General features: G+C 37.0%; 11 protein-coding genes. 3 read left to right on the plus strand and 8 right to left on the minus strand.

Going from position 1 to position 12931, the window contains the following annotated elements:
• Nucleotides 1-76: 76 nt before the first annotated feature.
• On the minus strand, nucleotides 77-1588 hold the full coding sequence (locus A5889_RS03805; protein ID WP_087641387.1) for a hypothetical protein: 1512 nt from the start codon (nucleotides 1586-1588) through the stop codon (nucleotides 77-79).
• A gap of 330 nt (nucleotides 1589-1918) precedes the next feature.
• A complete protein-coding gene (locus tag A5889_RS03810) occupies nucleotides 1919-3358 on the minus strand; it encodes an amino acid permease (protein WP_087641386.1) in 1440 nt (479 codons plus the stop codon).
• Nucleotides 3359-4023: 665 nt separating this feature from the next.
• Between A5889_RS03810 and A5889_RS03815 the strand changes: the two genes are divergently transcribed.
• From A5889_RS03815 to A5889_RS03825, 3 genes are all read left to right on the plus strand, one after another.
• Nucleotides 4024-5289: a glycosyltransferase gene (locus tag A5889_RS03815; protein WP_087641385.1), complete on the plus strand. Its 1266-nt coding sequence runs from the start codon at nucleotides 4024-4026 to the stop codon at nucleotides 5287-5289.
• An 82-nt stretch (nucleotides 5290-5371) separates the two neighbouring features.
• A complete protein-coding gene (locus A5889_RS03820) occupies nucleotides 5372-5923 on the plus strand; it encodes a hypothetical protein (protein ID WP_140405339.1) in 552 nt (183 codons plus the stop codon).
• Nucleotides 5924-5963: 40 nt separating this feature from the next.
• Nucleotides 5964-7196, plus strand: a complete 1233-nt coding sequence (locus tag A5889_RS03825) for an Ig-like domain-containing protein (RefSeq protein WP_087641383.1) — start codon at nucleotides 5964-5966, stop codon at nucleotides 7194-7196.
• A 201-nt stretch (nucleotides 7197-7397) separates the two neighbouring features.
• Here A5889_RS03825 and A5889_RS03830 read toward each other — a convergent pair whose 3' ends face one another.
• From A5889_RS03830 to A5889_RS03855, 6 genes are all read right to left on the minus strand, one after another.
• Nucleotides 7398-8447 (minus strand): lysylphosphatidylglycerol synthase transmembrane domain-containing protein, encoded by a 1050-nt coding sequence (locus tag A5889_RS03830; RefSeq protein WP_087641382.1) that lies wholly within the window; start codon nucleotides 8445-8447, stop codon nucleotides 7398-7400.
• A 31-nt stretch (nucleotides 8448-8478) separates the two neighbouring features.
• Nucleotides 8479-8757, minus strand: coding sequence for a DUF1294 domain-containing protein (locus A5889_RS03835; protein WP_087641381.1), 279 nt, complete (start codon nucleotides 8755-8757; stop codon nucleotides 8479-8481).
• A gap of 80 nt (nucleotides 8758-8837) precedes the next feature.
• Nucleotides 8838-9749 carry a diacylglycerol/lipid kinase family protein gene (locus A5889_RS03840; protein ID WP_087641380.1) on the minus strand — a complete coding sequence of 304 codons (912 nt, stop codon included), beginning with the start codon at nucleotides 9747-9749 and terminating at the stop codon, nucleotides 8838-8840.
• Between the two features lie 109 nt (nucleotides 9750-9858).
• Nucleotides 9859-11088, minus strand: a complete 1230-nt coding sequence (gene pepT, locus A5889_RS03845) for a peptidase T (protein WP_087641379.1) — start codon at nucleotides 11086-11088, stop codon at nucleotides 9859-9861.
• A gap of 23 nt (nucleotides 11089-11111) precedes the next feature.
• Nucleotides 11112-12230 carry a Nif3-like dinuclear metal center hexameric protein gene (locus A5889_RS03850; RefSeq protein WP_087641378.1) on the minus strand — a complete coding sequence of 373 codons (1119 nt, stop codon included), beginning with the start codon at nucleotides 12228-12230 and terminating at the stop codon, nucleotides 11112-11114.
• Nucleotides 12220-12930: a tRNA (adenine(22)-N(1))-methyltransferase gene (locus A5889_RS03855; protein ID WP_087641377.1), complete on the minus strand. Its 711-nt coding sequence runs from the start codon at nucleotides 12928-12930 to the stop codon at nucleotides 12220-12222. The genes A5889_RS03850 and A5889_RS03855 overlap by 11 nt, the downstream gene beginning before the upstream one ends.
• Between the last annotated feature and the right edge of the window lies 1 nt (nucleotide 12931).

Raw genomic sequence — 12931 nt, forward strand, 5'->3', positions numbered from 1 at the left:
AGAGACAACGTATTGCGTTATCTCTCAAGCCTTTTAACCGCCACTTATCATTTTTAGGCTGAATACGATCAAAAATTTATTTTTCGACAGGCATCAAGCTTAGATTTTGCATATATTGATCCATTAAAATATACCCTTCCAAACGGCGTAATAAATCAACAGAACAACGAACTTTCTTCCCAAATAAAGAACGACTGTATGCAAGTTCACGCATTTCTTGTAAAAATTCATCTAAAGAAGAAACCAAACTAGCGCAGCTAAGGCGCCCGCAAATCAGTACATCTTCTTTACGTAAACGAACGACCTGTCCCCAAGAATAATTTAAATATTCCGCCTGATTGATTTGTGCTAATAATTCAGAACGCAAGATGCTTTTCTTTTGAACATGATTTTTCTTAGCACCTAAGCGCATCCGTTTATTCATAAAACGTAAATAGATTTCATCTTCTAAATTCTCCATTTCTGTTTTAGAGAAATTAGGAATTTTCGCAGGCGCATCTACTGTTTTACTACTCTTAAGCAGTTTTGAAAAACGCGGCCAGTTACTTGGCGTGGCCTTTTTTGTATTCTTTTTCTTGAAAACTAACGAAGACAGATCAACAGGTGTAAAGGCTGGGCTTTTCACCTCATTTTCATCGACTACAGGTTTTGGCTCTAGCGCTGATTTATTGCGTTTGAGCTTCATTGTATTTCGTTCTTTTTTTGAAACTGAAGGTTCTACTTCCTCTGTCTTATCTTCTACTTCTTGATTTGGATAAACTGTAGGTTCTTCTGCTGGGGAATCTTCTTGAACTGGTTTTTCCGCCAATTCGTTCGCCAACTTTTTTTCAGGTTCTCTTGCTGCCTCATCTTCTGTTTTTGTTTGGACTTCTTCTAACGTCTCTGGTGTTTCAGTCTCATCGATCAATTCAGCTTCTACGGCAACTTCTGAAGGTTCCGCTGATGTTTCTGTATCCTTTTTTTCTTCCTCGATCACTAGAGGCTGTGCTCTTTTTAGGTGAATGGTTTGGATACTTCTTGATATGACTGGATGACTCTGTTTATTTTGCAGCTGCATTTGACCTGAGTTAATTGTTTCAGTCAGCTCATTGATCATTTTGCGCAAACGAAAAATCTCATTTGATGTTTCGATCATTTGTTTCATCATTCCCTGAATCTCACCTGTGTTCAACTCAGACTGGCTTTTAGAAACTAGAGAACGTTCAGTTGGCTCCAGCGTGATTTCTTCAAACCATTTTTTCAGATTCATTCGTAATTCTCTTCTTGTCGGTTCGAAACTACCCATCAACAGAGTATAATACATCACTTCTGTTTCGACATACATATAGATTTTTTTTACTACTAGTTCTTCAAAATCTTCTGTTTCATCCCAGCTATCACAAATCGCATCAAAAAAAGCTTCTCCTTCAGCTAAATTTTGATAATCTTTTGCTAGGTTCAGCTTTCGAACCAGATAAAAAGCATATGGAGTTTCTACATCATCGGCATACACTTCACGGCCTAAATAATCCGGATCAACCTCTTTACAGAGAACTGTTGACCGTTCTTCTTTTTCTGATTGACGTTGTCGTTTACTAATCGTTCTCACTTCCTCAATTTTTTTCCTTTATAAATCGTATCATTTTTTTAGAAAAAAGAACACAGTTTCTATTCTATTATACCGATAAATTCGTAAAATTGTTCTCATTTTTTTACAAATATCTTCAATTAAACGAAAAACACAGATAATACATACATTTAAACAACATTTATTTATTTTTTATTCGCCAATTGAGGAATTCCTGCATCAGAAATGTTTAGTTATCATAAAAGTATCAAGCATCACGTTTCTATTTTTCACTTTGGTTCCTTTATTTAGCTGATATTAAAAAAAAGAGAGAAAATGCTCTACTTTAGCATCTACTCTCTTTTATTACGCTTATGCGTTTGCTTTCTTTTTATCCCGACGTGCAAGTGCAGGTAAAATCATCCCTAATAAAATCAGCACAACAGGTGTAATGACATTTGAAGCTAATTGGAAAAACCAAGCTTTAGGATTTGCCGCAAAATCTACTTTTGGCACCATCCCCAAAATACAAGCGAAAGCTGTAAACAAGAAACACCACAATCCAAAACCAAAGGCGATTTTCGGATTCTTGATGAATTTATATTCTGAACTGTAATTTTTATACGCTTTATTCAACATCATATAGGCAAAGAATACCCATAGATAACGCATCGGCATTACAACAGAGTTTAAGTTTGTTAGCCATTTTACAAGCTCTTGAATATTTTCAATACCAAACATCGGTAATACGATGATGATACTTACTAGAATACCTGTTAATAAGTAGCCGTTGACCAATGTTCCTTTTTTACTTCTTTTACGTAAGGCTTCCGGTACAAATTCAGGATCAGCATCTGCTAAAAGAATTTGCAGTGGAGCATCGATCGAAAAGGCTAAGGCTGAAATTTGTCCAATACCATTTGTAATAGCATAAATGATCATTAGTAAATTTCCAACACCATAATACTCTCCTAAAAGTTGGAAAGCAGTATAGGCACCATTGGCCATTAAATCTTCCGGAATGTTATTACTTGCAAATAGCATCCCCATCGCAAATGAACCTAAAACAGCAGAAATACCAACCATTGCTGCTAAAAAGATCATTCCTTTTGGAAATTCTTTTGATGGATTTTTCATTGAGTTTACATAAGGAGAAATCTTTTCCGCTCCTCCGACTGCAAAGACCAGCATGGAGACAGTCGTAAAATAGCTAAAATCAAATTTAGGAATATACGTACTGACTTTATCCATATGAGGTGTTGCAAATTCAACAGTCGAGTTCATCATAGGTGCACCGATCGCTAATAATATAAACAGCATGGACATTACGAAAATAGCTGTCCCGGCCATTCCACCAATGACTTTTAAGGTCATCAAACCTTTTGTTGATAATAGTAAAAAGATCAAAAAGATCGCTAAAGAAATCAATGTGATCCCTACAACAGAAAAATTACTTACAATATTGCCATTTCCTTGAATCGCCCAACCAAAGGCGATCAAAACTAATTGCGGCTTCTGTGCTAGATATGGGATGTGTACGACCCAATACGTCCAGGCAGCATAATATGCTAACCGTTTAGTACTAGTGTTTTGCACCCAAGAGCTGACACCCCCGCTGCTGTCTTTAAACGTTGAACCTAATTGACCGACGATCAACGCATAGGGAATAAAATATAAGACCAAAATCAAAAGCCATGATGTTACAACAGAGATTCCCTGTTGTGCATAGTTATTCACAACATTTCCTAATCCCCAAACCATGTTAAAAGCAATTAAACCTACAGTAAACCAACGTAATTGCTTTTGTTCCATCGAATCACTCCTATTCATTCTATGATGTATAAAATATCTTTTTAATCATAATCATTTTCGCATTTTTAAACAAGCACTTCTCTGGGGAAATGTTGATTTTATCAGCAATTTATTAGATTAATAATAATACATTCGTTTTTTCTAATTTACAAAAATCATTTTTGATGGTCAGTGTCTTATACAATCAGAAAAAGATACTGTAAACACAAGAGATCATAAAAAGACAACCGCCTCTTACCCTCTCATCAAATCATCATCTTTCTAATCCTTTAGAAAATAGCTAGCTAACCTTTACATTATAAAAAAGACGTGCTGGACTACTTTTCTGCTTTACGCAGCAAGCTATTATATTAGCTAATTTTTTTCTTTTCACTATTTGTGTTTTTACTTACTGTCAAGAAATAACAGTTTTTAAAACACTAAGATTCCTAAACAGTTGCTTCTAAAACTGGCCTTTAGCTTAATCATGTAACCAATTTCCAACTATAAACTTCTTACTTTATCGATCTGAATAAATAATAAGTAAAAATACATTCTCATTATTTTGATTAATTGACAAATAAACTGATAATTTATCCTATTTTTATGTGATATCATACATATAGTCGACTTAACAACACATATTTTCATTGATAAAGCACTACAAACAGTGAAGGAGGCGCATTTTGCCTATTATTTATACTATTTCTTTAATTTTGATTAGTATCTACTATATTTATATTACGATCATTAAACATGCAGATGAACTATATATCGAAAATGCCGGGCTGATGAGTCCGACTTTACAATATGTAGTCGTGATTCCTTGTTTCAATGAAGATAAGGTCATTCGGGCTACGCTCTCTTCCTTATTGGATTTTTCGTTACCTAATTTGGCCATCTATGTTATTGATGACGATTCATCTGATGATACGATAAAAATAGTAAATGATTTCAATGATCCAAGAATCAACCTGATTGAAAAGCACAAACCGAATGCTCAAAAAGGAAAAGGCCACTCCTTGAATACTGCTTACCAAAGGATTCTTAAAGATTATTCTCACGCTGATCCAGAAAACGTTATCATTACCATTTTAGATGCTGATGGTTTTTTGTGCCCCAATGCATTTGAAATAGCTGATCGAATTTTTAGTCATCCGACGATCCATGGTATTCAAGCACGAGTACGAATCATCAACAACTATAAACAGGGAAATCTCCTTTCATTATTACAGGATATCGAATTTTATGAGGTTATTGGCGCTATGCAAAAATTTAGAATGAAAACAAAAACGGTTGGCTTAGGGGGGAATGGTCAATTCACTCGTTTATCTTCACTAAAGAAATTATCTGAAACACCATGGACAGATTGTTTACTTGAAGATTATGATCTAACCATTCGCTTGCTATTAAATAAAGATCGACTAGTTTATTCGGATCAACTGGTTATTTATCAGCAAGGATTGACAAGCTATAGACGCTACTTGAAGCAAAGAAGCCGCTGGATCCAAGGTAGTCTACAATGTCATTCCTATATTAGAAGAGTGATCACCTCGACCTCACTGACAGGTTCTGGAAAACTAGAGATGCTCTTCTTTCTGATACAACCTTATCTTAATCTACTGAATAGTATCATCGTGATCATTTCTATTGAACTTCTTTGTCGGGCTTTATTAGATGGTGCTACCTTGCGTTCATTTTTTACTATCACCATCATGTTTCTTATAACTATTTATCCTGGACTTTCATTTACCAAACGCTATATTAATGCAACAACTAAAATTGATATGATCGATAATTCGCCAAAAATCAGAAGCTATATAGGAGGAATGCTTATGTATATTTATATCTTTTTGACTATCCCCAGTATTGTTCTAGCATTCACTCGTCAACTATTGGGGAAAACATCCTGGTTCAAAACGACAAGGGAAGAAAATGTTTCTATTAAATAAAATGAATCACCTCTTTGACGAACGATTATTTTCAATTTTTCCACTTATTATTATTTTATTTAGTATCATCTTAGGAAAGCTCATGGGGATATTTTTTTTCAAGCCTGAAGAGAAAATGCAATTGAACGAACATCCCTCTACATGTTCAACTGAAAATTTATCCACATCTTTTTTAGATGCTGACAAGAAAAAGCTGCTTTTATCTAATTTGAAAACGAGTTTGAGCGGTCTCGTGCTATCTCAATCAAAAATCAGTCAAATTCAGTTGATTGCTGTTCAGGATATTCAAGCAACAACTTTTGTTCATTTTTATCATGAAGAAAAAGAAGCGTTTATCTGTACTGGAATCATCAGTAACAACAGTACTATTACCTTTTCCCATAAAATCGATGAACAATTCCTTACCCAACTACAAGACAACTTACATTTAAATTACGAAGAATCCATAACATCAGAGCTTGGAGCTGTTTTTTCTATACTGTATCATCACACACAATTGACTAATGAAAATGAACACACGTTATGTGAAAAAGCAAAGATTTTTTTCTATCAAACAAGTAAAGAATCATCTGCTCAAATTTTAGGTTCCTCTTTGGCTTCTGCTAAAGACCATTCGTTTGATCAATATGACTAATAAAGACTTGTTTTACTAATAATTTATTGGAGGTTAACTAATGCACGCTAAAAAATTGGTTTTACCACTTATTTCATGCTTGATTTTTAGTATCTTCTTTACTAAATCTGCTTATGCAAATGTGGATTTTGGCAATTTGTATGTTTCAAATCCAACGATCATGGTTGGCAACACGATCGTTGATGAACAGACTGAGATCAGCTATCATCAAAACGTTTCGCTCACTTTCCCTTATGCAGTTCCTAATGAAGTTACGATCACTTCGGGCGATACGATGCGTTTAGACGTACCCGCAAATTGTCTAATCGCTTCTAGTTTTTCTTATGATATTACAGCTGCTGACGGAACCGTGATCCTGACGATCACGGGAGATGATCTTACCAATACAGTCACAGCGACTTTTGGTCCATATTATGAATCTCACACAGCAAACCGTCAGGGGGAAATCATTTTTTATGCGCGCGGAGCAAGTACTGTGGAAAATTCAGATTGGGTAATGAATATGGTCGGCTGGAATAGCTATGACAATACAGCTGCTGTTTGGAATATTATTATCAATCCAGATTCAAAATATATTACAAACACTGTACTCACTGATATACTTGGTCCCGATCAGCAGTTTGACGAAGGATTTTTCGTTCAGGCGGCACTTGGAACCTATGATAAGACAACACAAGTCTTTCAAGAACAAGAAGCAATCGATCCTGCCAAAATCAGTACAGCAGCAGACAGTTTCGTCATCGATCTAGGCACATTGAATCAAGCTGTTTCATTAACTTTTCTTTCAAATAAATTAGCTGATCCTAATTTACCTTATCGAAATAAAGCGATTCTTGAGGCTGATGGTGAAGGAGAGCCTGTAATAATCGAAGCAGAAACACCAGCTATCGGCGGTGGAGGCAGTGGTACGGGAGAACCTGGTGAATCCTCTCAAACAAGCGATACCTCGACAGAGGAAACATCAGAAACAACCACTGAAGAAACAACGACAGACCTAACTTCTGAAAGTACCAGTAGCGAAGTAGAGTCTTCCATATCCAGCAACACCGAATCAACGACAAATGAAACGATCGATACGAGTCAAACATCAAACAGTAGTGGGAAACAACCAGAAACAACGAGTACTACTTATAACGTAAGTAAAAAGCCTGATAGCTTACCAAAAACAGGAGAACAGAGAACTTTGTTTTTCTTAATCAGCGGTAGCTTTTTATTAGCTGGATCAACCATTTTTTTCGTAAGTAGAAATAAAAAAGCAAAGCATAACGGATAGTAAAAGAGCCCCTGGCGACACATGAATTTAGCATTCATGTATTGTCAGGGGCTTTGTGAAATTTATATTCAAACTTGATTAGATCTTGAAGCGTCTCTAAAATATCCGAACTCGATCAGATAATAATATCGATCGTTAAAATTTCGAGGATTCTTTTTGCTAGAAATTGCTGTATATTCTCTGGACTAACACCATTTATTATTAGTCATCTTCCAATGTTTCTCTTTTTTCTTTTCTTACTGCATGCAGCTCTGACTGGATCTCTCTTCTTTTCTCGATCACAACAAAAATGAACCCGATCAAAAATGGCAAGACAAAACTGCCAAAACGATACAGTAATAATGATGACACTGCATCAACTGTACCTACTAATGGTTTGAATAACAGTAAATAAACGAATTCAAAAGGTCCGATCCCAGCTGGTGTTGGAAATACACCTGACAAAATAACGGCAAAACTAGTAAACGAAAAGACTAATAGAAAATCGACAGTTGGATGATTTTCTACTAAAACAATATACGGAATTACGTACCAAAAAAGCAGCTTGACAACATTCCAGCCAAAAATCAAAAGCATCGCTGAGCGGTCTTTGATGATCGTTTGTACGGTTTCTCTCAATGAATAAATTTGTAAATTACATTTATCCACCCAATCACGTAAGGCTTTGCGCTTAAAGAACTTATTCGCCCAAATGATCAAAATAATTTGAAGATTGATACTACTTGAAAGTACCAATAATGAAAGGATGATCATTCCAGTCAAAATCACACCGATCAAAATAAATGGAATCATTTTAGGAGAGCGCTCATAGAACAACGAAAATTGAAAAATCAGTCCTAGAATTGCCCAAAAAATCACAGCAAGCTTATACATGATCATGTGTAAAGCTGTTACCCCGATCCCTTGAGACACAGCCAGCCCTTTTTTCTTATAAAAGTAAATTTCCGAAAGAAGGGTCCCAGTCCCAAATGAGATTACTCGATAAAAAGCCACATAACAAGAAGTAAAAAAACCATCCTTACTGCTGAAATCCTTTTGAAAATGTCCCGCGATCTCTTTGATCGAACGACCTTCAACAAGTTGATAAACAACACCGAATATAATCACTAATAATAAAACAAGCCAGCTCGTTTCCATCAATTGAGCAAAAATATCACTCAACGAATTGTCCATTACGTAAATGATGACTCCAATAAAAATAGCTAGTAAACCGATGTTAAAGAAAATTTTTGTTTTAGAATTGCTTTTCATAGTTTCTCCCAACTAACAATTGTTTTCACTACTATCCTTGATAACTAAAACAGATAATTGCAATAGCTACAAGTGTACCAAAGATAAAGAAAAAATAAAAGCGTAATTTCCGAGTTTTATGATGAAACAGCTGCTGCGCCAGCAATCCGCCAATTCCTCCACCAATGATCCCAATAAACAAAAGATCGAATTCAGGGACCCGCCAGCGTTTTTTCTCCGCTCTTTTTTTATCTAAATACATTGCAAAAAATTCAAATACATTGACAATCATTAAATAAACCCATGGCAAATGCCTCAACAAACCCATCATACCTCTCCTCCACAACCAATCTGCTACTAGCATACCTCGAAAGAGCACAAATTGTAAAGGTAATTAAACAATTTTATAGCTTAGCCTTCTTGATTTTCGGGGACTAATACCGTCATCCCATGTTTGACAACTTTCATTTTAACTGGCAAGTCCTCGCTAGGATCTCCATCGACTCGCGTACCGACTTTCTTATCCGAATAACTAGAAATCTCTATTTGTGAAGCACTCAGATAATAGATGCCTGGGACTTCATAAACTTTTCCTAAAATGATTTTAGGCAGATAGAATGCTAATTTAAAAAAATTCAATTTAGGCAAGATCGTCATATGGAACAACCCATCATCTGGCGATGCTGAATCATCGAAATTCGTAAAACCACCAACTGAATTTGTCATTGTGACTGTGACAAGCTGTGTTTTCCCACGCCAATTTTCTTTTTCTGTCTTGATCGACAGACGATATCTTTTTTTCTTTGCTAACAGCTTGAAAAAATTTCTAATGAAAATCAACTTTCCATATTTTTGCTTCTCCTTTTGACTGATTCTAGCCGCTGTATCTGCTAAGATCCCGATCGTCATCGTACTCACGATCACTTTATCATTGATCATACCATAGTCGATCTTTCGGGTATTCCCATTTAAAATCACTTCTGCAGCCGCTTCAAAGTCTAAAGGGATATTTAAAACCCTCGCCATATTATTGACTGTCCCACCTGGAAGCAGACCAACATTCAAATCAGGCAACTGCTCCTTGAAATCTGCTACATTATGATTGATCGTACCGTCACCGCCAATAAAGATCAATGTATCGATCTTTTCATTTTTGGCTTTTTCCACTGTTTTATCACTGTCACAATCTGGTCCTACTTGCTCTAAGAAAAAATGTGCGTTCATTTGCCCATGATTTTTAGCATAGTCGACAAATTTTTCTGCCAACTCTTTTCCTTCGTCTTTTCCTGAGGTTTCATTAAAAAGAATCATTACACGTTCCATTGTGTTCCTCTCCTTCCGTATTTTCTCCCATCAAAATAGGAAGTACGTCACGTTTATGTAACTGTACTCCCTAATTCGATTTTTTGCTATTATTAGCTATTATTAGCTATTATTTGGCATTATTCTCGGCAATTTTCACGATCACATTCGTTGCTTTTTCCATCGCCTGTAGAGAAACGAATTCAAAACGACCATGCATATTTTCGCCGCCAGCAAATATATTTGGTGTAGGGATTCCCAAATAAGATATTTTAGATCCGTCCGTTCCACCACGAACAGGTTCGATCACAGGATCGATTTCTAACTCGATCATCGCATTTTTAGCTAATTCAATAATGCTCATATCTTTTTCGATGATCTCTCCCATATTGTAGTATTGATCATATAAGTTGATTTGGACACGTTTTTGATCAAAAGGCTGATTGATGATCTCTTGAACCTTTGTGATCAAGGCTTTGCGCGCTTCAAATTTTTCGCGGTCATGGTCACGGATGATATACGTCATTTTAGCTTCTTCAGGCGTTCCGCTCAAATCTGCTAAGTGGAAAAAGCCTTCATAGCCATCTGTTTTTTCCGGTACTTCATTTTTAGGCAGCTGATTATGAAAATCGATCGCTAACTGCAGCGCATTGATCATTGTATTTTTAGCCGTACCCGGATGGACATTTTTTCCTTGGATCGTGATATCTGCTTGTGCGGCATTGAAGGTTTCATATTGTAATTCACCCACTGGACCGCCATCCATCGTGTAGGCAAAATCAACATTGAACTGCTCAACATCAAATTTATCTGCGCCAACACCGATCTCTTCATCTGGACCAAAAGCAACACGAATCGTTCCATGCTTGATCGATGGATTCTTGATCAAGATTTCCATAGCCGTCATAATTTCTGCAATACCTGATTTATCATCAGCACCAAGTAATGTCGTACCATCTGTGGTGATCAACGTTTGACCTGCATAATTTTTTAAATTAGGAAAGTCTGTTGTGTTCAGTGTAAACTTCCCTTCTGAATCTAATTTTATCGTTGATTCTCCGTCGTAGTTTTCAATAATTTGCGGATTCACATCAACTGCGTTGAAATCTGCCGTATCCATGTGCGCAATAAAGCCGATCGAACGAACTTCTTTTTCGATATTGCTTGGTAAACTGGCACTCACAAAACCGTTTGTTTCGTTGTATGTGACCTCACTCATGCCAAGCTCTTCTAGTTCTTTTTTCAGTGTTTGAGCAAATGCAACTTGAGTCTGTGTAGACGGAGTTGTTTCGCTCTTAGGATTTGAGCGTGTTTCTGTTTTTACATAGCGCAAAAAGCGCGGTAATAGATTTTCATACATCGGTTCAGTTCCTTCTTTCCTTTTTATCTAAATTGAAATGGGTTGGTATCCACCTGTGATTCAATAAAGGTCACATCCCAATTATATGCTTTTTTCCATTGATTGAATAGCTCGACCAATTTTGGTTTGCATAATTGTTCGATATAGTGCCCCGGATCGATGACAGCCAACTCTTCTGTCAGCATATCATGACCCGTGTGGTAGTAAACATCCCCCGTAATATAGACATCTGCCTGTTTTTTGATCGCATCACGGAAAAATTTTTCACCGCTGCCGCCGCAGATCGCAACACGCTGAATCATTTGTTCCTCATCTGCACAAACAATCCTCAAGCCCTCTAAGTCAAAAACATGCTTTACCTTCTCAACAAATTCACTAAAAATCATTGCTTTTGGCAGCTCACCGACACGTCCAAGACCAAACTCCTTCGTCATATTTTCGATCGTATATACGTCATAAGCAGGTTCTTCATACGGGTGCGCTTTAAGCATTGCTTCAATGACATCCGCTTGGATCGTTTCCGGAAAAATCACTTCGATTTTTGCCTCTTGAACCGCTTCTTCCTGACCGATACGTCCGATTGTCGGCTCTGCTCCTTCAAGCGGTGTAAATCTTCCCGTTCCAATCAATGAATAGCTAGTATTCTGATAATCACCTTGTGAGCCAGCGCCGGCTTGACCTAACGCCTGACGCATTTGCGGTGCAGCCTCAACTGGTACAAAGACTGCTAATTTTTTATAGGCTACCGTATGAGTTTTTGTCAAATAGGTTGTATTCTCGATTTCCAGCAATTCACAAAACCAGTCATTCAACCCGTTGTCGATAATATCCATATTCGTGTGTGCCGCAAATACGGCAATGTCATGCTTAAGCAGATCAGCATACATTTTTGTCTGCGGATCATCGGTGTCAAGACGCTTGACCGCTCTAAAAATCGGCGGATGTTTAGCAATGATCAGATCTACTTGCTTTTCGACCGCTTCTGCTACAACTTCCGGACGCACATCCAACGTTACCATGATTCGGTTGACTTCTTTATTCAATGTACCGATATGCAAGCCAACTGGATCTCCCGGTTCCGCCAGCCATTGAGGACAATAGGCTTCAAAATGCTCAATAAATTCTTTTCCATTAAGACTCATTCGACAATACCTCCTGAATTTCAAGGATTTCCTTTTGAAGTTGTCCGATTTTTTCTTGCGGGTCTCCAGTTGCTTTTTCCAGCTGCGCCAAAATAGTTTCTCTTTGTTTCAGCTCACGCTGCCATTTTTTTTGAAACACCTCTGAACGCTTATTTAGTAAAATCGGACCAAACCGTCGTTCTTTTTCAGAATAAACAATTCTAGTCGTCTCTCTTTTCGCCACAATGATTTCATAGATTTTTTTATTTTCTTCTATGATATCTTCTTCAAGTATAGTATAGCCATGTACTGTCAACCAATCACGAAGCGTTTTTTCTCCTATATTAGGTTGTAGGATCAGACGCTCATTTCCGGCTAAACGCTGGTTCTTCCAACCAGCGTCTAAAATATCGCGGATCAAAGCACCGCCCATTCCGCAAATCGTCACAGCTGAAATTTGGTCAGCCGTTTCTACAGCAGCTAATCCATCCGCCAAACGAACAGTGATTTGCTCTTCTAAGCCATTCTTTCGTACTTGTTTTTTGGCTGCTTGATACGGTCCTTCTACTACTTCACCGGCAACTGCAAATGTAATTTTTTTTTGTAATACTAACGCGACAGGTAAATACGCATGATCTGAACCGATATCTGCCAGACGGCTATGTTCAGGTACTAATTCACCTACACGCTCCAAACGTTTTGATAATTGATTTTCATTCATT

This window comes from Enterococcus sp. 9D6_DIV0238 (genome assembly GCF_002174455.2).
GTDB lineage: Bacteria > Bacillota > Bacilli > Lactobacillales > Enterococcaceae > Enterococcus_L > Enterococcus_L dunnyi.

What these genes read in the sequence shown, in the direction of transcription:
- A5889_RS03810 (WP_087641386.1), bottom strand. Translation starts at nt 3,358, where the DNA reads ATGGAACAAAAGCAATTACGTTGGTTTACTGTAGGTTTAATTGCTTTT.
- A5889_RS03820 (WP_140405339.1), top strand. Translation starts at nt 5,372, where the DNA reads ATGGGGATATTTTTTTTCAAGCCTGAAGAGAAAATGCAATTGAACGAA.
- A5889_RS03825 (WP_087641383.1), top strand. Translation starts at nt 5,964, where the DNA reads ATGCACGCTAAAAAATTGGTTTTACCACTTATTTCATGCTTGATTTTT.
- A5889_RS03830 (WP_087641382.1), bottom strand. Translation starts at nt 8,447, where the DNA reads ATGAAAAGCAATTCTAAAACAAAAATTTTCTTTAACATCGGTTTACTA.
- A5889_RS03835 (WP_087641381.1), bottom strand. Translation starts at nt 8,757, where the DNA reads ATGATGGGTTTGTTGAGGCATTTGCCATGGGTTTATTTAATGATTGTC.
- A5889_RS03840 (WP_087641380.1), bottom strand. Translation starts at nt 9,749, where the DNA reads ATGGAACGTGTAATGATTCTTTTTAATGAAACCTCAGGAAAAGACGAA.
- pepT (WP_087641379.1), bottom strand. Translation starts at nt 11,088, where the DNA reads ATGTATGAAAATCTATTACCGCGCTTTTTGCGCTATGTAAAAACAGAA.
- A5889_RS03850 (WP_087641378.1), bottom strand. Translation starts at nt 12,230, where the DNA reads ATGAGTCTTAATGGAAAAGAATTTATTGAGCATTTTGAAGCCTATTGT.
- A5889_RS03855 (WP_087641377.1), bottom strand. Translation starts at nt 12,930, where the DNA reads ATGAATGAAAATCAATTATCAAAACGTTTGGAGCGTGTAGGTGAATTA.